21 protein-coding genes and 1 tRNA gene are annotated in these 21,928 nt (G+C 68.8%); 6 read left to right on the forward strand and 16 right to left on the reverse strand.

Annotation, left to right across the window (positions count from 1 at the left end; translation table 11 throughout):
- Positions 1-4 precede the first annotated feature (4 nt).
- Positions 5-910, reverse strand: coding sequence for a Bax inhibitor-1/YccA family protein (locus FNH13_RS16540; protein ID WP_143784465.1), 906 nt, complete (start codon positions 908-910; stop codon positions 5-7).
- Positions 911-1,083: 173 nt separating this feature from the next.
- Here FNH13_RS16540 and FNH13_RS16545 point away from each other — a divergent pair, with 173 nt between their 5' ends.
- From FNH13_RS16545 to FNH13_RS16555, 3 genes are all read left to right on the forward strand, one after another.
- Positions 1,084-3,624 (forward strand): M14 family zinc carboxypeptidase, encoded by a 2,541-nt coding sequence (locus tag FNH13_RS16545; protein ID WP_143784466.1) that lies wholly within the window; start codon positions 1,084-1,086, stop codon positions 3,622-3,624.
- A 68-nt stretch (positions 3,625-3,692) separates the two neighbouring features.
- The gene (arfB, locus tag FNH13_RS16550; RefSeq protein ID WP_143784467.1) at positions 3,693-4,106 is read left to right on the forward strand and encodes an alternative ribosome rescue aminoacyl-tRNA hydrolase ArfB; all 414 of its coding nucleotides are present in this window, start codon (positions 3,693-3,695) and stop codon (positions 4,104-4,106) included.
- An 81-nt stretch (positions 4,107-4,187) separates the two neighbouring features.
- A complete protein-coding gene (locus FNH13_RS16555) occupies positions 4,188-4,787 on the forward strand; it encodes an FMN-binding negative transcriptional regulator (protein ID WP_143784468.1) in 600 nt (199 codons plus the stop codon).
- 151 nt (positions 4,788-4,938) lie between these two features.
- Here the strand turns inward: FNH13_RS16555 and FNH13_RS16560 are convergent.
- A tRNA-Leu gene (locus FNH13_RS16560) sits at positions 4,939-5,012 on the reverse strand.
- Positions 5,013-5,217: 205 nt separating this feature from the next.
- Here FNH13_RS16560 and FNH13_RS16565 point away from each other — a divergent pair.
- Entirely contained in the window at positions 5,218-6,006 is a 789-nt protein-coding gene (locus tag FNH13_RS16565; RefSeq protein ID WP_143784469.1) for a hypothetical protein, read from the forward strand.
- A gap of 49 nt (positions 6,007-6,055) precedes the next feature.
- Here FNH13_RS16565 and FNH13_RS16570 read toward each other — a convergent pair whose 3' ends face one another.
- The 5 genes from FNH13_RS16570 to eno all read right to left on the reverse strand — a co-directional run bounded on the left by FNH13_RS16570 (position 6,056) and on the right by eno (position 10,405).
- The gene (locus FNH13_RS16570) at positions 6,056-6,943 is read right to left on the reverse strand and encodes a uracil-DNA glycosylase (RefSeq protein WP_143784470.1); all 888 of its coding nucleotides are present in this window, start codon (positions 6,941-6,943) and stop codon (positions 6,056-6,058) included.
- Between the two features lie 13 nt (positions 6,944-6,956).
- Complete coding sequence (locus tag FNH13_RS16575) at positions 6,957-7,898, reverse strand: Ppx/GppA phosphatase family protein (protein ID WP_143784471.1); 942 nt, start codon at positions 7,896-7,898, stop codon at positions 6,957-6,959.
- A complete protein-coding gene (locus tag FNH13_RS16580) occupies positions 7,895-8,488 on the reverse strand; it encodes a DUF501 domain-containing protein (RefSeq protein WP_143784472.1) in 594 nt (197 codons plus the stop codon). Before FNH13_RS16580 ends, FNH13_RS16575 begins: the two co-directional genes overlap by 4 nt.
- Complete coding sequence (locus FNH13_RS16585) at positions 8,469-9,023, reverse strand: FtsB family cell division protein (protein WP_143784473.1); 555 nt, start codon at positions 9,021-9,023, stop codon at positions 8,469-8,471. The genes FNH13_RS16580 and FNH13_RS16585 overlap by 20 nt, the downstream gene beginning before the upstream one ends.
- Positions 9,024-9,118: 95 nt before the next feature.
- Complete coding sequence (eno, locus tag FNH13_RS16590) at positions 9,119-10,405, reverse strand: phosphopyruvate hydratase (protein WP_143784474.1); 1,287 nt, start codon at positions 10,403-10,405, stop codon at positions 9,119-9,121.
- A gap of 237 nt (positions 10,406-10,642) precedes the next feature.
- On the opposite strand from eno, the gene FNH13_RS16595 reads away from it, so the two are divergent.
- Positions 10,643-11,458 carry a beta-ketoacyl-ACP reductase gene (locus FNH13_RS16595; protein ID WP_143784475.1) on the forward strand — a complete coding sequence of 272 codons (816 nt, stop codon included), beginning with the start codon at positions 10,643-10,645 and terminating at the stop codon, positions 11,456-11,458.
- Between the two features lie 60 nt (positions 11,459-11,518).
- On the opposite strand, the gene FNH13_RS16600 is transcribed toward FNH13_RS16595, so the two are convergent.
- The 4 genes from FNH13_RS16600 to FNH13_RS16615 form a co-directional block, all read right to left on the reverse strand.
- Entirely contained in the window at positions 11,519-13,363 is a 1,845-nt protein-coding gene (locus FNH13_RS16600; RefSeq protein WP_143784476.1) for an alpha/beta fold hydrolase, read from the reverse strand.
- A 153-nt stretch (positions 13,364-13,516) separates the two neighbouring features.
- Positions 13,517-13,801 carry a hypothetical protein gene (locus FNH13_RS16605; RefSeq protein WP_143784477.1) on the reverse strand — a complete coding sequence of 95 codons (285 nt, stop codon included), beginning with the start codon at positions 13,799-13,801 and terminating at the stop codon, positions 13,517-13,519.
- Positions 13,802-13,965: 164 nt separating this feature from the next.
- The gene (locus FNH13_RS16610) at positions 13,966-15,762 is read right to left on the reverse strand and encodes a PHA/PHB synthase family protein (protein ID WP_202878811.1); all 1,797 of its coding nucleotides are present in this window, start codon (positions 15,760-15,762) and stop codon (positions 13,966-13,968) included.
- 2 nt (positions 15,763-15,764) lie between these two features.
- Complete coding sequence (locus FNH13_RS16615) at positions 15,765-16,256, reverse strand: MaoC family dehydratase (RefSeq protein WP_143784478.1); 492 nt, start codon at positions 16,254-16,256, stop codon at positions 15,765-15,767.
- A 67-nt stretch (positions 16,257-16,323) separates the two neighbouring features.
- Between FNH13_RS16615 and FNH13_RS16620 the strand changes: the two genes are divergently transcribed.
- Complete coding sequence (locus FNH13_RS16620) at positions 16,324-16,674, forward strand: helix-turn-helix domain-containing protein (protein WP_143784479.1); 351 nt, start codon at positions 16,324-16,326, stop codon at positions 16,672-16,674.
- 5 nt (positions 16,675-16,679) lie between these two features.
- On the opposite strand, the gene FNH13_RS16625 is transcribed toward FNH13_RS16620, so the two are convergent.
- Genes FNH13_RS16625 through FNH13_RS16645 form a run of 5 tightly spaced genes read right to left on the reverse strand, consistent with a single transcriptional unit; the run spans position 16,680 to position 21,872 of the window.
- The gene (locus tag FNH13_RS16625) at positions 16,680-17,564 is read right to left on the reverse strand and encodes a TrmH family RNA methyltransferase (RefSeq protein ID WP_202878812.1); all 885 of its coding nucleotides are present in this window, start codon (positions 17,562-17,564) and stop codon (positions 16,680-16,682) included.
- Positions 17,561-18,643, reverse strand: a complete 1,083-nt coding sequence (locus FNH13_RS16630; RefSeq protein ID WP_143784480.1) for a MazG family protein — start codon at positions 18,641-18,643, stop codon at positions 17,561-17,563. The genes FNH13_RS16625 and FNH13_RS16630 overlap by 4 nt, the downstream gene beginning before the upstream one ends.
- A gap of 56 nt (positions 18,644-18,699) precedes the next feature.
- On the reverse strand, positions 18,700-19,236 hold the full coding sequence (locus FNH13_RS16635) for a hypothetical protein (protein ID WP_143784481.1): 537 nt from the start codon (positions 19,234-19,236) through the stop codon (positions 18,700-18,702).
- Between the two features lie 30 nt (positions 19,237-19,266).
- The gene (locus tag FNH13_RS16640; RefSeq protein WP_143784482.1) at positions 19,267-20,919 is read right to left on the reverse strand and encodes an ABC transporter permease; all 1,653 of its coding nucleotides are present in this window, start codon (positions 20,917-20,919) and stop codon (positions 19,267-19,269) included.
- Entirely contained in the window at positions 20,916-21,872 is a 957-nt protein-coding gene (locus FNH13_RS16645) for an ABC transporter ATP-binding protein (RefSeq protein ID WP_143784483.1), read from the reverse strand. Before FNH13_RS16645 ends, FNH13_RS16640 begins: the two co-directional genes overlap by 4 nt.
- Positions 21,873-21,928: the final 56 nt, after the last annotated feature.

Here is a 21,928-nt window from a genome sequence, read left to right on the forward strand (position 1 = left end):
TGCGTCAGTTGTTCTGCAGGATCGCGAACAGACGCAGGAACTCGATGTAGAGCCACACCAGGCTGGCGATCAGGCCGTGGCCCATCAGCCAGGAGTACTTCTCCGGCGCCCCGGCCTTGATGCCGCGGTCGATGGAGTCGAAGTCGACGGCCAGCGAGTAGGACGCCAGGCCGACACCCAGCAGGGAGATGATGATGCCCAGCGGTCCGCTGTAGATGCCCCAGCCGTCGCCGAAGCCCATGAAGCTGGCGCCCAGGTTGACCAGGAGGAAGACCAGGTAGCCCATAGCCATCATGCCGAAGATGCGGCGGGACTTGCTGGTGACCTTGATGAAGCCAACCTTCCAGGCGATGAACATGCCTGCGGCGGTAGCCATCGTGGCGACGACGGCGGTGGTGACCACCCCGTCATACACCGCGTTGAAGGTCACGCTGACCGCACCCAGGAAGAGACCTTGCAGGACGGCGTGGGCCATGATCAGCGGGATGCTGACGGTCTTCTTGAAGGCGATCGCAAAGCTGAGGCCCAGTGAGCCAAACATCCCGAGCAGCCAGATCGGCATGCCCAGGTCGGGGCGGGCGCCGACGAAGTTCCAGGCCAGGGCCGCCATGACGACGACGACGCCGAAGATCATGCCGGACTTCATCACCACGTCATCGAGCGTGACGCGGCCGGTCTGGGCAGGCCCGGCCGGTGCCTGGCGATACATCTGCTCCAGCTGCTCGGGGCTCATGGACTCCGAGGCGCCGGGGTAGCCCATCGGCATCTGGGGCTGTCCCTGGGGCGGCGCACCATAGCCCTGCTGGGGAGCCCCCTGCGGCGCGCCATAGCCCTGCTGCGGAGCCTGGTTGAAGCCCGCGTACTGCTGGGCTTCCTTATCGATACGGTTAAAGACAGGGTTGGTTGCCATCGCTGTGGCCCTCCTCGTTAGCGGCACGTGTGTGTCGTCACGTCACAGGATAGAGCGAACGAGCGGTGCGAGTTGTTCCCGCCCCGCTCCACTGAATTCTTTTCTGTTCCCGCAACATCCCCTATAACATAGAAACTCTCCCAACCCTGACAGCACTCGATGAGGAGTCTCAGATGTCGAGCCGATCCCTCGTGCGCCTCGCGGGGCTCACCACCGTGGCCGCCCTGGTCGCGGCGGGCGCCGCTGCGCCCGGGACCGCGCCCTCCCGGATGCCGTATGCCGGTGACTCACCTACTCCTCACGTCACCGCGATGACCTCGGGCGCTGCGGCGCTCGTGACGGCCAGCACGGAGACCGCGCCGCACTCCCCCGCTGCCCCCCGGGGATACCCGCGCCAGAATCTGCTCGTCGAGCCGCCGGTCGACACCTCCGACGCGGCGATCAAGCTCGGCCTGACGCCCTATCACGCGATCGCCCCGAAGCTCAACGAGCTGCAGGGCACTTCTCAGCGGGTCAGCGCCGAGGTGATCGGTCAGACCGTGACCGGCCGCGAGGTCTATCTCGTCACGCTCACCGCACCGGAGTCACGAGGCCAGGCCAAGGCCCAGGAGGTGATGCGCGACCGCATCCTCACCCAGCCTGTCCAGGCGGCCCGCGACAGGGGCCTGGCGCGGCACTACAAGACCCCGATCTTCATCAACAACAACATCCACGGCAACGAGTGGGAGGGCACCGACGCGGCCCTGCGTCTCATCGAGGACTACGCCACCAGCGACGACCCCGAGGTTCTGCAGACCCTGGAGAGCAGCCGGATCTATCTCGTGGTCACCATGAACCCGGACGGACGCCACAGCAACACCCGCGCCAATGCGTCGGGGTTCGACATGAACCGTGACTTCATCACGGCCACTCAGCCAGAGGTTGTCGCGGTGCGCGATGCGCTCATCCGCACCCAGCCACTGGTGATGCTGGACCTGCACGGCTATGTCAACGGCACGCTCATCGAGCCGACCACTCCCCCGCACGGTGAGAACTACGAGTACGACCTGTTCATCAAGCACGCCTACCCCAACGGGCTCGGTATGGAGCAGGCCATCCTCGACCTGGGCCTGACCGCAGACGATGATGGCGTCAACCCACCGCAGATCCCGTTCCGGGACTGGGACGAGGGCTGGGACGACTGGCCGCCGATCTTCACACCGCAGTACGCCGCCTTCCACGGGGCCGTCTCACACACCGTCGAGATCCCGCTGCGCGTCAACAACTCGGCCTACACCCTGCCGGAGGCGGAGCTGCAGCGTCGTTCGGCGATCAACACCGACATCGCGCACGCGGCCATGACCTCCTCGATCGACTATCTGCAGGAGCACCGGGGCGAGCTGCTCGCCGACCAGATCGAAATCTTCCGCCGCGGCGTGACCGGTGCCGACCCTGTCGAAGTGTCCGAGGAGCTCTTTCCTGAGATCGGGCCCGAGGACGTCTATCTCACCGACTACCCGCGCGCCTACGTCATCCCCGTTCGCGACCACCAGCGCTCCGCGCCCGCCGCGGCCCGGCTCGTCAACCACCTGATCGCCAACGGCATCGAGGTCCGCACCGCCCGCCAGCCCGTCACGGTCGAGGGCACCACCTACCCGGCCGGCAGCTATGTCGTGGACCTGCACCAGAGCAGGCGTGGTCTGGCCAACGCACTGCTGGGCCCGGGCACCGACATCAGCGACCGGGTCGACTCGATGTATGACATCTCCGGCTGGAGCCTGGGACTGCTGTGGGGCGCGGACGTCGCTGCCCTCCCCCAGGACGGCCGTATGCCGACAACCGGCCGGGTGATCGGCGCCGCCACCCCGACCGGCCAGGTCGACGGCGAGGGTGACCTACTGCTGCGACTCGACGACCCTGCCGACCTCTCGGCCCTCAACCACCTGGCCCGCTCCGGGGTAGCCGTGGAGTGGCTCGACGACGGCACCGTCCTGGTGCCGGCCGAGGCCGCCGACCAGGCCGACCTGACCGCCAACGCCTTCGGCGTGGTCTTCACCTCCGCCCCCGTCGGGGCAGCCGGGACACCGGTCGGTGACGAGTTCGTGGTCGCGGCCGCCGCGCCCCAGACCGAGCAGTGGGCCCTGGAGGAGATGGGCTTCCAGGTGCGACCGATCAGTGCCACCGTTCTCAACGACGGATTCAGTTATGCCGACATCGACGCGGTCTATGTCTCCTCCGGCTTGTCGTGGAACGCGCTGAACGAGACGGCCCGGGACGACCTCACTTCTTTCTTGGCCAACGGCGGTGGCTATGTCGGCAAGGGACTCAACGGCACTCGGTTGAACGACTCCCTGGACCTGCTGGACCTCACCTTTGAGCAGGGTCGCGGCGATGGCAATGGTGTGGTTGCCGTCGATAGTGCCGACACGGGGATCGGTGCCAACGCCCCCGCGCACTCCTTCGTCTACTCGCCCGGGTGGTTCACCGAGCTCGGCCCAGAGGTGCAGGTTGACCAGCGCTACTCCACGGACGAGTTGCTCGTGAGCGGCCACTGGGCCGGTTCGGCCGACGAGGGCGGCCAGGACGCCGCAGCCGGTCAGGCGCTGGTCGTCAGCGGCGTCGACCACGACGGCGCGGCCGTGCTGTTCGGCAGCGAGCCGCTCTTCCGGGCCCACCCGAAGGGGCAGTACCCCCTCGTCGGTCGCGCCCTCTTCTGGTCCGCGCTGCAGGGCTGAACGTGGCTCGGTCACCGCAACCGGGCAGCGACCTCACGGTCCCTCCGGGTCCTGGACTCCGAGCCGGCATGGTCATCCCCGCTGGTGAGTTGCTGGAGCGCTTCTCGCGGTCCTCGGGTCCGGGCGGACAGGGCGTCAACACCACCGACAGCAGGGTGGAGCTGATCTATCGTCCGGCGTCCTCGATCGCTGTCGCCGAGCTGGCCGAGAGCACCCGCGACCGGATGCTGCGCAACCTTGTGCCGCACCTGACCGTCGACCAGCTCGTGGTCGTGGCGTCCGAGCACCGAGCCCAGCGGCAGAACCGCATCGCGGCACGCGAACGGCTGGTCGCCCTGCTGCGTTCGGCGGCCGCGCCACCGCCACCGCCGCGGCGGGCGACCAAACCCACGCGGGGCAGTCAGCGACGTCGGCTGGAGGGCAAGCGGCAACGCTCCCAGATCAAGGCTGGCCGGGGCCGCGTCACCGGAGACGGTGGCTGAGGTCCCGACGATCGACCCGGTGACCACGTCGGCGAACCCCGCAGGCAGGATGACCGCGAGCACAACCGAGACGAGGATGCCGTGAGACACACGCCGCACTACCTGATAACCGCGCCCGAGGAGGTCAAGCGCCTCATCCGGGGCAACCCGTGGGCCACCATCGTCTCGCCCACGAGCAACGGCATGGTCGCCTCGCACTACCCCGTGCTGCTCGAGGAGGATGCGGATGGCATCAGCATCGTCAGCCACTTCGGTCGGCCCGACGAGCAGCTGCACGAGCTGGGCCAGCACGAGGTGCTGGTGATCATCCAGGGGCCGCACGACTATGTCTCGGCCAGCCTCTACGAGCCCGGCGACCTCGTTGCCACCTGGAACCACGTGACCGCCCACCTCTACGGCGTCCCGGAGATCCTGTCCGAGGAGGAGAACTATGCCGTCCTGTCCCGGCTGACCGACCACTTCGAGGCGCATCGAGAGGGTGGCCGCAGCCTGTCCGAGGACGAGGCAGGCTCCCGCCGGGCGGCCAAGGGGACCGTCGGCCTCCGCCTGCACGTGACCCGCTTCGACGCCCGCTCGAAGTTGAGCCAGAACAAGCCGACCGAGGTGCAGGCACGGATCGTCGCCGACTTCGACACCAGCAACCCCCCACTCGCCGAGGAGATGCGGCGCACCAGACCGTGAGAACCCATCACGTGCGTCATACAGCAGGTTGTTCAACTTCAGGCCGACTGCAGTCGGCTCCAAGACGCGCAAGCTGCTCCAAGACGCGGCAACCATCCTGTGAAGTCTGTGCCCGGCGAGATGAACGGTGTGCCCAACGGGATAGGCCGTGTGCCCCCGGCGGGATTCGAACCCGCACTGGACCCATTTTAAGTGGGCTGCCTCTGCCGGTTGGGCTACGAGGGCCAGCGGCAAGCCTACCCAGCGTCGGGACCGGGCAGTTCATCCACGCTGCGACCTACGAAACCGCTATCAGAATACGGTTCCGACCTACGAAACCGTTACCAGAATGCGGTTCCGACCTACGAAACCGTGATCATAATGCGCGGGTCGTACGAGCCCCTGCAGGCACTGGGGGGTCGCTATCATGGTGGCCTGGAGGGGAGATCTTGTGGCTGTGACCGGTTGGCGACGGACGTCCGCGCTCGTGACCGCCCTGGCGCTCGCGCTGGCTGCGTGCTCACCGGGCGAGAGCGACACTCCCCAAGCGGAGCAGGACAGCCCCCCACCCGCCCCGGCGGTCACCATGCCGCTGGAGACCGGAGCCTCCGAGTCCGAACCGACCTCAGGACCAACCGTTCCCGGCCAGTGGGACCCGAAGTCCTGGGAGCCGACGGTCCACGTCAGTCAGGTCAGGCTCTCAGCAGCAGATCGTGAGCAGTGGCGCACCGAGTACCTCGCCGGCATGGCCAGAGATCTCGACGGATCGGCTCCCAACGTAGCGCTGGAGCGCTGGGTCCACCCGCGCGCCGAGTGGGACAGCGTCATGTCCGGGTGCATGACCGACTCCGGGTTCTCGCTCGAGGTTGAGGACGGCAGCATCTCCTACCCAGCAGGTCCGCCGCCGGCCGACCAGTTGTCCGCGTGGGATCTGGCCTGGTACGAGTGCAATGCGAGGTTCACTCCGGACCCCGACTACAGCCAGGACTGGACGCAGGAGCAGATCGGCCTGGTCTATGACTACTGGGACCAGTACTTCATCCCATGTATGGAGGCCCACGGCGTGCCCGTGAACAGGGCAAACCAACCGAGCCGAGAGACATATATCTCGACATTCTTCACTCCGCAGCGCACCTGGTGGCCCAGCCAGTACCTCGAGGTGCTATCGGAAACGGAGCAGGACCGGCTGACCCCGATCTGCCCGCCGTATCCCCCGGACGAGGTCTTCTTCGGCTCCTGAGTGTGCTCAGACACCGGGTGCCTGGCCTATCGAACGACCGCCACGACAGTCACAGGGACGCGATGACCTCGTCCAGCATGGCCTCGGTGAGTTTGCCCGTGAAGGTGTTCTGCTGACTGACGTGATAACTGCCGACCAGCCGCACCGTCCGGCCGTGCGGGGTCGTCAGCTCAGCAGTGGCACCGTGGCCGAACTTCGGCTTGGGCCGCGGCACGACCCACCCCATCTCGCGGACCGTGCGCAGCGTGGCGTCCCAGCCGATGGAGCCCAGCGCGAGGATCGAGCGCAGGGTCGGCTCGGCGAGCTCCAACTCTCGGTGCAGCCACGGCGCACAGGTGGCCTTCTCCGCCGTGGTCGGCTTGTTCTGCGGCGGCGCGCACCGGACCGCCGAGACGATCCGGATCCCCTGCAGCTCCAGCCCGTCACCGGCATGCTCACTGCTGGCTTGGGTGGCGAAGCCCCCACGGTGCAGCGCGGCATAGATCCAGTCCCCCGACCGGTCGCCGGTGAACATCCGTCCGGTGCGGTTGGCCCCGTTGGCCGCCGGCGCCAGGCCCACGACCAGGACCGGGGCACCTGCCGGGCCGAAGCCCGCCGCCGGTCGACCCCAGTAGGGCTGGGCCGCAAACGACGCGCGCCGGCCCGTCGTGGCCACCGACTCGCGCCAGTCCACCAGGCGGGGGCAGGCACGGCATACCGTCACCATCGCGTCGAGCTCCGCCGTGGTCTGTGCCCGGCTGGCCAGCCGGGCCACCTGGGTGGCGGTGCGGGCGACGGCAGTGTCGGCGGTGGCGGGGTCACCGGGCCAGCCCGTGCCGGGCGGCACCGGGGAGGGGAACTCCTGGCCGGTGAGGGGGTGCGGGTCGGTGTGCTCCGGCGTGGCGGGGCTGCCCGGCGAGTCGGTCTCACCAGGGGGCCGCGAGCCGGTGCCGGCCATCAGGGCGACCGACCTAGCCCGCGGTGGCCTGGGAGAGGGCGATGCCGTCGAGGATGTCGTGCTCGGAGGTGCGCACGGTGGTCAGGCCAGAGTCGTGGGCCAGTCGCTGGACAATGCTGCGCCACACCAGCGCGCCCGCACCGATGACGTCGACCCGCCCCTCGTGCATATAGGGCAGGGCCGCCCGGTCGGCGCGACTCATCTGCACCAGCTCGGTGCAGGCGGCGATGACCTGCTCGACCGACAACTCGGAGCCGTGGATCGCCTCGGGTCGATAACTGTCGAGGCGCAGGGCGTGCGCGGTGACGGTGGTGACCGACCCGGCCACCCCCACCAACGTGCTGACCCCGGTGAGGTCAACCTGCTCTGCCGCGGCGTTGATCGCCACCGTGATGTCCCCCAGGGCCGGCCAGATCTCGGCCTCGGACGGCGGGTCGCTGCGCAGGTGCCGTTCGGTCATCCGGACACAACCGATGTCGACCGAGAGGGCCTGCTCGACGGTGGTGTCGCCCCGCACGAACTCGGTGGAGCCGCCGCCGATGTCGACCACCAGGTGGGGTGCTGCGGACCCCGCCAGCCCGCTGAGCGCTCCGGCGAAGGAGAGCGCGGCCTCCTGGCGTCCCGTGACCACCTCGGGGGTGGTGCCGAAGGCCGCGAAAGCCTGACGCACCCCGGCGACAAACTCCTCCGCGTTGGCTGCGTCGCGCGAGGCGGAGGTCGCTACGAACCGCACGGACTCACAGCCCTCCTGCTGGCACAGCGCCGCATAGTCGGCGGCGGCGGCCAGGGTGCGTGCCATCGGCTCGTCCCCGATCCGGCCGGTGGCGTCGACCCCGTGTCCCAACCGGACGATCCGCATCTCGCGGTGCACGTCCTGCAGCTGGCCGTTCTCGACGTCGGCGATGAGCAGCCGGATCGAGTTGGTGCCGCAGTCGATCGCACCCACGCGGCTCATGCGTCCCCTCCCCGCGGCGCGGCCTGGTCAGGTGTCTCTGCCACGGGCTCCGGCTCGTCGGGGTCGCAGCACCCGTCGTGCCACCACTGCGGCAGCGCCGCGAGCGCCTCATCACCGAGGGGGTTGATGCCCGGACCGACGGCCAGGGAGTGCGCGACCAGCACGTGCAGGCACTTGACCCGGGTCGGCATGCCTCCGGCGGAGATCCCCTCGATCTCCGGGACCGAGCCCAGCTCGGCCCGGCGGGACAGATAGTCCTGGTGCGCTGCGGCATACGCCGCAGCCAGGTCGGGGTCGGTGGCAAGACGCTCGGTCATCTCGCGCATCATCCCGTCGCTCTCCAGAGTGGAGATCGCGCCGGTCAGGCGCGGGCAGGTCGCGTAGAACGAGGTCGGGAACGGGGTGCCGTCGGGCAGCCGGGGCTCGGTGCGGACCACGTCGGGGCATCCACAGGGGCAGCGGTGCGCGATCGCGACCACGCCCCGCGGCAGCCGGCCGAGCTGGCGGTGGATGGTGGCCAGGTCCTCCTCCGTCGGCGCCTGGTGGGGCTGGCCCGGGGTGCTCACGGGGTCAGGGACGCTCTGGGGCATCGGTCTCCGGCAGTCCTTCGTTGGCGGTGACCACCGACTCCCAGACCTGGCCATACCAGGGCCGATGGGCGTGCACGTCGTTGGTCACCGGGGTCATCCCCGGCAGCGGCTCGGTCAGTTCCTCACCGGTGTCGTCGAGCACCGTGAAGGCGACCTCGCCAGGCTTGACGAAGCGCAGCCGCTCGCGCGCCTGCTGCTCGACGAAGGAGTCGTTCTCCCAGCGAGCCAGCTCCTTCTCGATCGCGGTGATGTCCTCCTGCTCGGCCGCGATCTGCTGCTCTGCCTTGGAGATGGCCGCGCGCTGATCGAGATAGCCCCGCAACGTCGGGGTCAGAAACAGCCCCAGGAAACCGATGAGCACGATCAGCGCACCCAGGCGCCACAGGTGCGGGGGCGGCTGCCGCCGTCCGCTGCCGCTCGTCGCACTGGAAGTGCGGGGACCCTTGCGCGGTGAGCTGCCCGGACGTGGCCGCGAGGAGGGGCGCGTCGCGGCAGGTCGCGACGACCCGCGCGCGGGTCCGCGGCTGCTTGCCATCGGTGCGTCCTTTCTCCGGTATGCCGGGTGCTGCGTCCGTCGTGTCACTCAGGTCGGTCCGTGGTCGGGTCGGCGGGACCGGTCCGCCGCGGGGCTCAGGCGGAGGGCGCGAACCGCGGGAAGGCGCCGGCACCGGCATACACCGCGGCGTCGTCGAGCTCCTCCTCGATGCGCAGGAGTTGGTTGTACTTTGCGACCCGCTCGGAGCGGGCCGGGGCACCGGTCTTGATCTGGCCACAGTTGGTGGCGACGGCGAGGTCGGCGATGGTGACGTCCTCGGTCTCGCCGGAGCGGTGGCTCATCATGCAGCGGTAGCCGTTGGTCTGCGCGAGGGTGACCGCGTCGAGGGTCTCGGTGAGCGTGCCGATCTGGTTGACCTTGACGAGGAGGGCGTTGGCGGTGTCCTCGGTGATGCCGCGCTGCAGCCGCTCGGGGTTGGTGACGAACAGGTCGTCGCCCACGAGCTGGACGCGGGAGCCGAGACGGTCGGTCATCGCCTTCCAGCCCTCCCAGTCATCCTCGTTGAGCGGGTCCTCGATGGACACGAGCGGATAGGCATCGACGAGCTCGGCGTAGTAGTCGACCATCTCCTCGGCGGTCTTGGTCCCGCCCTCGAAGACGTAGGAGCCGTCCTCGAAGAACTCGCTGGCGGCCACGTCCAGTGCCAGGGCGATGTCGCTGCCGGGGGTGTAGCCGGCCTTGCTGATGGCCTCGAGGATCAGGTCGAGGGCCGCACGGTTGGACTCCAGGTTGGGGGCGAAGCCGCCCTCGTCACCCAGGCCCGTGCTGAGGCCGCGCTCCTTGAGCACCGCCTTGAGCGCGTGATAGACCTCGGTGCCCCAGCGCAGCGCCTCGCGGAACGAGCCGGCACCGATCGGGGCGATCATGAACTCCTGGATGTCCACGTTGGAGTCAGCGTGCGAACCGCCGTTGAGGATGTTCATCATCGGCACCGGCAGGACGTGGGCGTTGGGGCCGCCGACATAGCGGAACAGCGGCAACCCGGCCGACTCCGCAGCGGCCTTGGCCACGGCCAGGCTCACACCGAGGATCGCGTTGGCGCCGATCTCACCCTTGTTGTCGGTGCCGTCGATGGCCAGCATCTCGTTGTCGACCAGGCGCTGCTCGCTGGCGTCGAATCCGAGCAGCCGCGGCTCGAGGTCATCCATCACGGCGGCGACGGCCTGCTCCACACCCTTGCCGAGATAGCGGCCCTCGTCGCCGTCCCGGCGCTCGACAGCCTCGAACTGACCGGTGGAGGCGCCGGAGGGCACGGCGGCCCGGCCGACGGTGCCGTCGTCCAGTCCCACCTCGACCTCGACCGTCGGGTTGCCCCGAGAGTCCAGGATCTCCCGGGCGATGATCGCGTCGATGACAGCCACGACTACTCCTTCACGCTGTGCGCAGAGACATGCACTGGATGAGCACACGTCAGGTCTGACCCGAGCCTAACGGCCCACCCTGCCCAACCCCCACCGGGCGCACCGCGTGGCGGCAATCCACCCCGCCGGACGAACCGGTGGCCGCCTGCACCTCGGGTGCTTTGATCACGCCCAGTGCACGAGTCGGCGGGGAGCGATAGCGTGAGCGGAAGTCGACCCTCGCCCAAGGAGTGCCAGATGTCTGTGTCAACTACCGGTCCACGCGGGAGCAAGCTCGTCGACCGCGTCGCCCTCGTCACTGGAGGCACCCGAGGCATCGGGGCCGCCATCAGCCGGAGCCTGGCCGACCAGGGAGCCACGGTGGCCATGGGGTTCGGACGGGACCAACAGCGCGCCGATGAGTTTCTCGGTCAGTTGCGCGAGCAGTTCCCGGATAGCGCCTTCTCCGCGCACCAGGGCAACGTGGGTTCCGCCGAGGACTGCCGCCGCACGATCAAGGACGTCATCGCGCAGCACGGCCGGCTCGACATCCTGGTCAACAACGCCGGCATCACCCGCGACCGCACGGTGTTGAAGATGGAGGACGACGACTGGGATGCGGTGGTCCAGGTCAACCTCTCGGGCACCTTCTATATGGCTCAGGCCGCTCTGAAGCACATGCTTGAGCGTGGAACCGGACGCATCGTGAATGTGTCCTCAATTATCGGCGAGATGGGCAATATCGGTCAGGCCAACTACGCCGCGTCCAAGTCGGGGCTCTTCGGTCTGACCAAGACCCTCGCCCGAGAGGCCGCCTTCCACCTGCAGCGGTCCGGCAAACTCAACGTGGACTCGATCGGACTGACGGTCAACACGGTCACCCCCGGCTACGTCAACACGGAGATGGTCGAGGCGGTCCCCGAGAAGGTGCTCGACAAGATCAAGGGCCAGATCCCGATGGCTCGCCTCGCTGACCCCGACGAGATCGCACGCGTCGTGCACTTCCTCTGCGCCGACAGGTCCTCTTACATCACCGGACAGGTCTGGGGCGTCAACGGCGGCATGGATATGTGACCCCCTCACTCGACAGGTGCGTCCGCGCAACACGTGGGCACCTGTCGAGTGAGACGGGACTCAGTTCTGCGGCGAGGTGCCTTCGCGCGGGGCGTCTGCCTTCGCTGAGTCAGCCTTCACGCCTGTGGACTCGCTGGCTGGCGCAGGCGTAGCAACCGGAGTCGGGTTTGCGGCCGGAGCCGACTTCGCCGGTGTGGCCTGGGCCGCCTGAGCGGGCTTCGTCGCCGGGGCCTCCTTCTCGGCGGGAGCCGACTTCGAGGCCGGTGTCTGCTTGGCAGCGGGAGCCTTGGCGACCGGGGCCTTCTTCTCGACCGGAGCCGACTTCGTGACCGGTGCCTTCTTCGCAACGGGAGCCTCGGCCGCCGGAGCCGACTTCGTGACCGGTGCCTTCTTCGCAACGGGAGCCTTGGCCGCCGGGGCAGACTTCGCAACGGGAGCCTTGGCCACCGGAGTCGACTTCGTCACCGGAGCAGACGTCGCCACCGGAGCAGACTTCGCGGCCGGAGCCTTGGCCACCGGAGCCGACTTCGCAACGGGAGCCTTGGCCACCGGAGCCTTCTTCGCAACGGGAGCCTTGGCCGCCGGGGCCGACTTCGCCACCGGAGCCTTCTTCACAGCTGGGGCCTTCACAGCTGGCGCCGCAGCGGTCCGTGCCTCGCGGGCATTCCTCTCCCTCACGCTGCGGAACAGTGGCGCCCAGTGCTCCGTCAGCGCGCGACGTCCCATGAACAACCCAAGGTGCCCCGCCTCCACGAGGTGGCTGCCGATGTCCTTGGCCGGGGTGGACACGTGCTCAGCCAGCGCCCACACCTGCTCCGGAGGCGTGATGTGGTCATTGCTGCCGGCAAGCAGATGGATAGGCATGGAGATCCGGGAGAGGTCGACGGTCTCGTCTCCGACCCGGAGGACGCCGGCGGTCAGCTCGTTGTTGACGAAGAGGTGCTCGACAGTCCAGAGGTAGAAGGCGCCGGCCATGTCCTGCGGAGTCTCAAACCAGGAGACAAAGTCGCGATAGCGGTCCACGAACTCCGGGTCGTCGATGTGCGCCCACAGGTCTGCCAGGCGGCTTAGCTCTCCAGCGGGCTCCATCATCTTGAACCCGGCGACCTGGAAGTCGCCCTTGTGCACACCGGCGTTGGCCTCCACGAGCGAACGGTAGATCCACATCGGGTCCTGGGTGGCCTGCTGCTCAGAAATCCAGTCGTGGATGGCGCTCTGTCCCGCGTGGAAATCGATCGGCGCAGCACCGATGGACAAAGAGGCAACGGCCTCCGGACGCAGCGCGGCATAGATCGTCGCCAGCCACCCGCCCTGGCAGTCCCCCACCAGGTTGACCGGGCCGCCGATCCACTTGACGGTCTCGTCCAGGACCGCGACGTAGTCCTCGATCGTGGTGTCCGCGGTCTGCGGGGTCGCGCCCAACCAGTCCAGGACATACAGGCGTGTCAACCCCTGCTCCAAGGCGGTGCGCACCTGGCTCTGCTCAGGCGTGTAGTCCACGATCGTCGAGGCGTGGCCCGCCTGAGGCGGCAGGAAGAGCGTCGGGACCACGTCCGCGCCCGACCCGGTGGAGAAGTCCAGCAGCCGCGCAGCGGGCCACTCGCGGACCACCTCAAAGGGGGTGGACCAGGTCGGACTCGGCCGGTCGAGGGCAGCAGACCAGAAGCGCTGCACGTCGTCGAGGACATCAAGTGGAGTGCTGCGTCGCGCCATCGCGGCGTTGGCATAGTCGATCCAACTGGTGGTCCAGGCCGCAGCAATGTCGAAGGCGGCGAACGTCCACCGCCGGACCTGTGGATCCGCACTGTGCTCCAGGTGCGCCCCGACGATCGGCTCGAACGGGACGTCCGTCGCTGAGGTGGAACTGTCGGTTACCGGCGTTGGTTCGATCACTGCTTCGGTCATGTCAGCAGACTCCTGTCGGACTCACGGAAAAGGTGTGCGGCGGTGCCGACCCCGGCACTAGCTCCGCCGATGTTACGGGGACAGCGAGTGAGCATGACTAAGGGGAGGCACCGTCGGTGGACGGCGCCTCCCCTCAGGCGATGATGCTCAGAGTCACTTCAGGGCGTCACGAGCGGCGCCGGTGAAGACCTTGGTGATCGAGGTGATGTAGTCGCTGTGGGCCTTGGTGATCGCGGAGATGACCTCGTTCTGGGTCGAGTCCGCGGCCTGCTGCGAGAAGGACAGCATGTCGGTCAGCGTCTTCTCGTAGACGTCCAGCGAGACGTTGCCGTTCTGCTTGGCGGCCGTGATGAGCTTCTCGTTGAGCTCACGGATGCGGCCCGCGGTGGCCTCAAGGTCGGCGGTCACGTTCTGGGCGGTGGTCTTGGCGTCAGCCATGGTGATTCTCCTCAGGTGTGGGGATCTGGTGCCTGCAGGAAGTCTTCCCTCGCTGCTTGTTAGCAACGTTAGCAGACATCTGCTAACACGGTCAAATGCGCGTATGCCGTGGGGCCGGGCACACCGCGTTCCTCACCGCGCGCCGCTCCGGTCCGCGCTGCGGGTCAGCGGACGTAGTCACCCGGGGCGTCCGTCAGCGGTGGGTGCTTCTCACTGCCGAGCTGGGGCGGGTCGACCAGCTTGCCGGCGCGCTTCGTGGCCCAGGTGACCCAGTCCTCCCACCAGGTGCCTGGCGTGCGGGTCGCCGACCCACGCCAGGACTCGGCGGTGCCGGTCGTGCTGTCCTTGCCTGCCGGCAGCGCCTCATACCAGGCCTTGGGGCCGGGCGGGTTGACCACACCAGCGATGTGCCCGCCATTACTCAGCACATAGCGCACCTTGCCCCCGGTCAGTCCGGTCACCGCGAAGGACGAGGTCCACGGCACGATGTGGTCGTTGATGGCACCGACGACATAGAGGTCGACCTTGACGTTCTTGAGGTCTAGCCGCTCGCCACCGAGCTCGTAGTCGCCGCGGGCCAGCCGGTTCTGACCATAGAGCGCCTCAAGATACTCGGTGTGCATGGTGGCCGGCATCCGGACGGAGTCGGCATTCCAGACCAGCACGTCGAAGGCTGGGGACTTATCCCCCATGAGCCACCGGCCGGGAACATAGCGGAAGACCAGGTCTCGCGCCCGGAGCAGGTCGAAGGTCGTCGACATGTCCTTGGCCGGCAGCACACCGCCGCGGTCCGCCATCCGTGCCCTCATCCGCTTGAGGGTCTGGTCGTCGGTGAAGATGCCCAGCTCGCCCGGCTCGGAGTAGTCGATGAGGGTGTTGAGCGTCGTCAACGAGTTGACCCGCTTGTCGCCCTTGGCCGTGAGGTTGGCCACTCCCATCGTCGCCATCGCACCACCGAGGCACAGGCCCATGACGTCGATCTTGGGTGCCCCGGTGATCTCCTCGACGACGTCCAGGGCCGTCAGCACACCCTGCGCGAGATAGTCATCCATCGTCAGGTGGCTGAGTTCCACCCCCGGGTCGCGATAGCTGATCATGAAGACGGTGCGATTGTGGGTGAGCATCCACTCCACCAGGCTGCGGCCGGGGGCGAGGTCCATCACATAGAACTTGTTGATCCACGGCGGACTGCACAGGATCGGGACCGCGTGCACCTGCTCGGTCTGCGGAGCGTACTGGATGAGCTCGATCAAGTCGTTGCGGAAGACCACCTTGCCGGGGGTCGCAGCCAGGTTGTCGCCGAGTTCGAACCCGGAACTGTCGACCTGCTCCGGGATCCCCCCTCGTTCGACATAGTCCTCCAGCATGTTGGCCGCCCCCTTCACCAGGGACTGGCCGCCGGTCTGGAAGGCCCTGATCAGCGCCTCGGGGTTGGTCGCGGGGAAGTTTGTGGGCGACAGCGCCTCCGTTGCCAACCGGACCAGGAAGGCCGCCTTGCGGTCATTGAGGTCATCCGGGTCACCGCTGGAGCCGGCCTTGAGCACGTCCTCAGCAAACCGGCACGCCAGCTGATAGGTCTGCTGCAGCGCGAAGAAGGCGGCGTTGTCGCTCCAGGTGCGTTCGGTGAACCGTCGATCGCCGGGCTCGGGGGCAAGGACTGGCTCCGTGGCCACCCCGACGGCCTTGGCGGTGGTGGCCATCTGCAGCTGGACCATGCCCTGGCCCAGCCGGGCGTAGGCGTTGAACATCGCCAACGGGCTCTTCAGCGCACGCTGGAGGACCGTGACGGTCGCCGGGACCAGCCCGAGCGGGTCGTTCTTGCCCAGGAACTCAATGACCGGAGCCATCGCCTCCACGAGCCGTGGGTCAGGCGTGGTCGCCTTCTGCGTCATCAGCCGCAGCAACGAGGCGCCGGGCACCGACAAGGATTCGCCTGCACCGGACATTCCAGGGATAGACATGGTCACGAACCTTCTGAACTGAGATAACGGAAGAGCACCTCGGCGACGCAACAGGGCCGGGAGGCTCCGGGGAGGCTGATCGTGGCGGTGTAGGCCAGCTGGTGTCCGCCACGCACGGGTGAGACGTCGGTGACCTCAACGGTCATCACCAGCTCGGACCCGACCGGAACCGGTGTGATGAACCGGACCTTGTTGAGTCCGTAGTTGACGACGCTGTCGGCGTCACTGACCTCGAGCACATCCCACAGCATCACGGTCTGCAGTGCGAGCGTCAGATAGCCGTGCGCAATGGTACCGCCGAACGGGCCGCGGGCAGCCCGCTCGAGATCGGTGTGCAGCCACTGCCGGTCACCGCTTGCCTCGGCGAACGCATCGATGCGCTCCTGGGTGACCACGATCGGTCGGGACGGTCCGAGCTGCTGCCCCACCAGATCCGGCAGATCTGCCAGGAATACCGTGCGCTGACCAGGGACAACCTCGTGCGTGCTCGACATCTCGTCCTGCCTTCCCGCCTCGGACCGATATAACCTCACACTAGCCCCCAGCCATTACCCTGGGTCGATGACCTCCATCCCCTCCTCCCTCGGCGCGCTGATCCGTCAGCAGCGCGAGCTGGCTGCGCTGCCGATGCGCCAGCTGGCCACGATGGCGGGGATCTCGGGCCCTTACCTGTCCCAGATCGAGAACGGTCTGCGCACCCCGAGCGACCAGGTCCTGCGGAGCCTGGCGACCATCCTCGGCATCGACCCCGACGAGTTAGTCGAGGAGACCCGCACCACCGATGAGCTGGAGGCTGGCCGTCGACGCACGCGCGCGGCGCTCCAGGAGGACCCCAACTTGACTCCCGCGCAGAAGCGCACCGTGCTCGACGTCTACGCCGCCCTGGTGGGCACCGGCGCAGCCGAGGACTGACCAGGTCAGGTCCTCAGTCGCTGCTGCAGCGCTTCGTGCAGCACGAGCGAACCGGCAACCGCGGCGTTCAGCGAGCTGGCCGACCCGACCATCGGGATGCTCACCAGGTGGTCACACGCCTCCCGCCAGGCCCGGGTGAGGCCTCGGGTCTCGTTGCCGATCACCAGCACGGTCGGCAGGGTCAGATCCACCTCGCGCACCGGGACGTCACCGGCCTCGTCCAGCCCGACGACCTGCCACTGTTCGCGCGCGCTCAACCCACCGGGACTGCCCGCCGCATCGCCGGCACCCACCACCGCCTGGGCCGGCTGTGCGATCCAGGCCAGCAGCTCGACGTGCGAGGGCACCCGCACCACCGGCACCGTCAGCATCGAGCCGGTGCTGGCGCGCACGCACCGCGGGTCATAGGGATCGGCCGCGTGACCGGTCACCACCACCCCGCTGCCACCGAAGGCATCGACCGAGCGGGTCAGCGTGCCGATGTTGCCGGGACTGCCCGGCCGGTCAAAGACCGTCACCAGCGGCACCCGGGCCGGCGTCTGCAGCCTGTCCAGATCGTCCGGGGGCAGCTCGAGCACGGCCAGCAACTCCGGGGTGGCCTCCTGCTTCCCGCCGAGCTCAGCCATCAGCTCGGGGGTGAGTATGCCGTGCAGCCCGGCCGCGGTCTGCTCCCACACTCCCTGAGCCCAGTCCGACAACGGGGCGTCTCCGCGCAGCAGGGCACGCACCGGCCACTGGCGCTCCAGGGCCAGGGTCAGCGGGCGCACCCCCTGGACGAGGAACTCCCGGTGGCGGTTGCGCTTGGTCCGGTTGCCGAGCAGCGACTGCCACTGCTGGAAGGTGGCGTTGCGGGTGCTGATGCGCACGTGGCGCCGCTGGTCGGCGCTCACGGCGAGGGTGTGTCGAGGTCTGCGGCTCGCAGGTCACGCAGCAGGGCACGCAGCGCGGCCGACGGGTCGACCCCGAGCGCACGGGCGTCCAGCACGACCTCAAACAGTCGCGCCGCGACGACAGAGTCCTCCCCCGCAGTCACCGGCACTCCTGCGGTCGCCGACTCGCCCGAAGCCACCGACTCCCCGGCGGCCGACCCACCCACGAGTCGCCGATCCACCTCGGCTCGCAGCCACTGGCCCAGACCGGCCCGCTCCAGGCGGGTGGTGACCTTGACGGCGCGGGCGAGATCCGGCATACCAGCCGGGATGCCGTCCAGGGGGTGCTCGCGGTCCGGCTTCTCGGCGGCCTTGAGCTCCTCCCAGTTGGCCTCCACCGCAGCGGCATCGGCGGCATCCACGTCGCCGAAGACGTGCGGGTGCCGGTGGACGAGCTTGTCGACCAGGCGGGCACTGACGTCGTCGATGTCGAACCCGTCCTCCCGCTCGGCGGCGATCCGGGCGTGGAAGACGACCTGCAGCAGCACGTCGCCGAGCTCCTCCAGGATGTGTTCGTCATCCCCGGACTCGATCGCCTCGACCGCCTCGTGGGCCTCCTCGACGAGATAGGGGACCAGGCTCTGATGGGTCTGCTCGGCGTCCCACGGACAGCCGGAGGGTGAGCGCAACCGGTCCATCACCGTGATGACGTCGAGCAGCCGGGCACCGGGCTGGTCCCAGGACCCGACCAACACCTCCACTTCGGGGGTGGCCGCCCCACCGCGGCGGGTGGCCTCGGTCGCGAGCGCCTCCGTGAGCCCCGGGTCACCATCGGGCGACCCGATCCACACGACGGGACTCTGGTCGGCACGTTCCAGCAGCTCTCGCGCGAGCGCGCGTGGGTCGCCCTCAGCGACGCTCACCGCCGGGCCGGCGGCCGAGATGGCACGGGGCTGCGGGTCCGCGAGGGACCGGGCCAGCACCGCGCTGGCTTCCTCCAGACGCCGCCATGCCTCGCGGGAGAGGAGCCCGGGGGCCAGCCGAGGGGTGGTCAGCAGCAGGCTGAGGCGTCCGGTGCTCGGTCCCGGCGACCACGCCATAGCGTCACCCCTCGCTGGCCCGGCACCGGGCACAGCGCTCAGTCCGGCAGCAGCGCTCAGTTCTGCGCCCCGGTGGTGACCTCGGTGATCCAGGCCGGCGTCTGGGCGATGATCTGGCCCACGGAGTCGTCCCACCCGCCGAAGCGGGGGTTGACTGCGACCTCCATGTCGTCAACGGGCGGCAGACCGCCCACGCCCTGCAGGTGGCTGACTGCACGGAACAGGTCCACCAGCCCGTCGCTGGGCTCGTCGACGCCGCCGCCCTGCAACTGGGCGACGAGCTGTGAGTCGGGAATCGGCGGGAGGCCCGCCTCGGTGTAGGCAGCCTCGGCGGCCTCGCCGTAGATCAGCAGCGTGAGTGTGTCGCTGGATGTCATCGGGCTGACCGGCAGCGAGTTGAACTGCTCCGTGGCCTCCTGCACCTCCGCGACGGAGATCTGTCGGCCGTCCACGACGGCGGCGACTCCGGAGGGCACCTCCCCGGCGCAGCCGGAGAGCGCCAGGGCACCGACCGCGACGGCGGCGAGCGCGGGGGCGAAGCGGGCTGCACGGGTGCCCGCGCGCCCGGAACGGGTCAGGGAAGTTGCTGTCATCCTCACGGCACCCATCATGTCACCACCTCATCACGCGCTGCTGACGACATCCCGGCGCCTGAATCCCACGACCCCCAGCACCAGCAGGGCCAGGGCGACGGCCAAGAGCAGGATCAGCACGGACCAATCCACCGTCTCCGCCGGAAGCCGCGGTGTCAGGTTGAAGGGCGAGAGGTCACGCACCTGCTCCGGGATCCTGAGCAGCTCGCCCAGCCAGCCGAGCACGAAACACCCTGCGATGACCACCCAGGTCAGCACGCCCAGCCGGGGCGCCCAGCCGTAGAGCGCGGTGGCGAGCCCACCAATCACACCGAGCGCGGGCAGGTAGGCCAGGGCCGCACCGATGAGCTCCCCGGTGCGCGCGGCCGAGCCGCTGGCCACGGCGTCGGAGACAGCCACCCCCGCCCCCGCAGCGGTCAGGACCAGCACGGAGCCGAGCATGCTGACGGTCAGCCAGCCGAGCAGCCAGGCTGTCCGCGGCGTGCGGGTGGACAGGGCGAGCTCGGTCCGGCCGGCCCCCTCCTCGCCCCTCAGGCGGTGCACCGAGGAGGCGGTGAAGCAGGAGACGATCAGGACCAGGATCAGCATGATGAGACCGAAGTAGGCGGCGATCAGATCCTCCCCGCTCGCACCACCCAGGACCTCCGAGAGGGTCGGGTTGTCCTCCACCATGGTGCTGATCTCGTTGCCGAAGGACCCGAAGGTCAGGCCGGTGAGGAAGAGTCCGACGCTCCACCAGAACAGCGTGGCCCGCTGCTGCACGAGCGCCAGGCCCGCTGCCGAGGAGAGCACCGCCGAGGCTCGTGGGGGGCCCGGCCGGGTCGCCACCAGCCCGGCGCCGACATCTCGGCGCCGGGTGAGCAGGGCCGCGACCATGATCAGCACGGCGGTCAGCGCCACGGGCAGCACCAGTGGCCACCACCGCTGGTCTCCAAAGGCGTGCACCGCCTGCACCCAGCCCACCGGTGAGAGCCAGGAGGCGCCGTTGTCGCGCACGTCCCCGAGGGAGCGCAGGGCCCACGCGACACCGAGGACGGCGACCGCCAGGCCGAGGGTGGCACGGGCATGCTCGCTCACCTGTGCCGTCACGGCACTCACCGCGACGAACACCAGCCCCAGGCAGGCCGTGGCCGCGCCGAACAGCAGCGACCCGTCGGCCGGCAGCCCCAGCCCGATGAGGCTCAGGGCGATCAGGGCACCGACCAGCATGCTGGCCGCTCCGACGACGATCAGCGCCGCCGCGAGCGGTGCATGCCGGCCGAGCACCCCGGCCCGCAGCAGCTCGGTGCGCCCGGCCTCCTCCTCCGCGCGGGTGTGCCGCACCGTCAGGAAGATCGCCATCAGCGCGATGCCCACCAGCGAGGTCAGGTTGATCTCAAAGAGCGTGATGCCCCCGACGGTGTCCAGCGCCTGCGGTGGGCCGCTCATCACGATGGCTGCCGGGCTGCTGCTCACCGTCGCGGCGTAGCCCGCCCGCAGCTCGGGGGTGTCATAGAAACCCTGCACGGCAGACGCCGAGGCCGCCACGATGCCGACGATGCCGAGGATCCACAGGGGCAGGTGCAGCCGGTCGAGGCGCAGGAACAGCCGAACCAGCTCGCCGGTGCCCGTCAGGCCCGAGGCCCGCTCCGTGGAGTCGGCGCCGTGACTGCGGACCTGCTTCGAGGAGGTCTGCGTAGTCACCGGTCCGCTCCCGCCCCACCGCTGCCGGACGCGGGTCCACCGCGCTCAGTCTCGTCGTCCTGCGGAGGCAGGCGGTCGCCATACTGCTTGAGGAAGAGCTCCTCGAGCGTCGGCGGGTGAGCCTGCAGGGAGCGGATGCCCAGCTCAGACAGGTGCGCGATCGCCTCATCGAGGTGATCGGTGTCCACCTTGAAGGTGACCCGGCCGTCGGTGCGCTGCAGGTCGCTCACCCCGGCGATGGTGCCCAGGCCATCGGCCGGCCGCCCGGTCTCTGCGGTGACGGTGGTGCTGGTGAGATGGCGCAGGTCGGCCAGCGTGCCGCTCTGCACCGAGACGCCGGCCCGGATGATCGAGACCCGGTCGCAGAGGGCTTCGACCTCAGCGAGGATGTGACTGCTCAGCAAGACCGTGCGCCCGTCGTCCTTGGCGCGGAGGATCCAGGTCTGGAAGACCTCCTCCATGAGCGGGTCCAGGCCGTTGGTCGGCTCGTCCAGGATGAGCAGATCGGCGTCGGAGGCGAGCGCTGCGACGAGGGCGACCTTCTGCCGGTTGCCCTTGGAGTAGGTCCGGCTCTTCTTGGTCGGGTCGAGCTCGAAGTCGTCCAGCAACTCGGCGCGCCGGCTCTCGTTGAGTCCCCCGCGCAGCCGGCCGATCAGGTCGATGACCTCGCCGCCGGTCAGGCCGGGCCACAGGGCCACGTCTCCGGGGACATAGGCCAGCTGCCGGTGCAGGCGGGCCGCGTCACGCCACGGGTCGCCGCCGAGCAGACTGACGCGCCCCCCGTCGGGACGGAGCAGCCCCAGCAGCACCCGGATGGTCGTTGACTTGCCCGAACCGTTGGGTCCCAGGAAGCCGTGCACCTCCCCCTGCGCCACGGACAGGTCGAGTCCGTCGAGCGCCTGGGTCGAGCCGAAGGACTTGTGCAGCTGGTCCACGACAATGGGATTGTCCATGAGTTAGAATCTACAGGATATTCACGATCTTGTGAATCTAATAAACTCCAGGAGGG

This window comes from Ornithinimicrobium ciconiae (assembly GCF_007197575.1).
Classification (GTDB): Bacteria; Actinomycetota; Actinomycetes; order Actinomycetales; family Dermatophilaceae; genus Ornithinicoccus; species Ornithinicoccus ciconiae.

What these genes read in the sequence shown, in the direction of transcription:
- FNH13_RS16600 (WP_143784476.1), bottom strand. Translation starts at nt 13,363, where the DNA reads ATGACCGAAGCAGTGATCGAACCAACGCCGGTAACCGACAGTTCCACC.
- FNH13_RS16645 (WP_143784483.1), bottom strand. Translation starts at nt 21,872, where the DNA reads ATGGACAATCCCATTGTCGTGGACCAGCTGCACAAGTCCTTCGGCTCG.
- FNH13_RS16570 (WP_143784470.1), bottom strand. Translation starts at nt 6,943, where the DNA reads ATGGCCGGCACCGGCTCGCGGCCCCCTGGTGAGACCGACTCGCCGGGC.
- FNH13_RS16615 (WP_143784478.1), bottom strand. Translation starts at nt 16,256, where the DNA reads ATGTCGAGCACGCACGAGGTTGTCCCTGGTCAGCGCACGGTATTCCTG.
- FNH13_RS16630 (WP_143784480.1), bottom strand. Translation starts at nt 18,643, where the DNA reads ATGGCGTGGTCGCCGGGACCGAGCACCGGACGCCTCAGCCTGCTGCTG.
- arfB (WP_143784467.1), top strand. Translation starts at nt 3,693, where the DNA reads ATGGTCATCCCCGCTGGTGAGTTGCTGGAGCGCTTCTCGCGGTCCTCG.
- FNH13_RS16635 (WP_143784481.1), bottom strand. Translation starts at nt 19,236, where the DNA reads ATGACAGCAACTTCCCTGACCCGTTCCGGGCGCGCGGGCACCCGTGCA.
- FNH13_RS16620 (WP_143784479.1), top strand. Translation starts at nt 16,324, where the DNA reads ATGACCTCCATCCCCTCCTCCCTCGGCGCGCTGATCCGTCAGCAGCGC.
- FNH13_RS16575 (WP_143784471.1), bottom strand. Translation starts at nt 7,898, where the DNA reads ATGAGCCGCGTGGGTGCGATCGACTGCGGCACCAACTCGATCCGGCTG.
- FNH13_RS16580 (WP_143784472.1), bottom strand. Translation starts at nt 8,488, where the DNA reads ATGCCCCAGAGCGTCCCTGACCCCGTGAGCACCCCGGGCCAGCCCCAC.
- FNH13_RS16610 (WP_202878811.1), bottom strand. Translation starts at nt 15,762, where the DNA reads ATGTCTATCCCTGGAATGTCCGGTGCAGGCGAATCCTTGTCGGTGCCC.
- FNH13_RS16545 (WP_143784466.1), top strand. Translation starts at nt 1,084, where the DNA reads ATGTCGAGCCGATCCCTCGTGCGCCTCGCGGGGCTCACCACCGTGGCC.
- FNH13_RS16585 (WP_143784473.1), bottom strand. Translation starts at nt 9,023, where the DNA reads ATGGCAAGCAGCCGCGGACCCGCGCGCGGGTCGTCGCGACCTGCCGCG.
- FNH13_RS16605 (WP_143784477.1), bottom strand. Translation starts at nt 13,801, where the DNA reads ATGGCTGACGCCAAGACCACCGCCCAGAACGTGACCGCCGACCTTGAG.
- FNH13_RS16595 (WP_143784475.1), top strand. Translation starts at nt 10,643, where the DNA reads ATGTCTGTGTCAACTACCGGTCCACGCGGGAGCAAGCTCGTCGACCGC.
- FNH13_RS16540 (WP_143784465.1), bottom strand. Translation starts at nt 910, where the DNA reads ATGGCAACCAACCCTGTCTTTAACCGTATCGATAAGGAAGCCCAGCAG.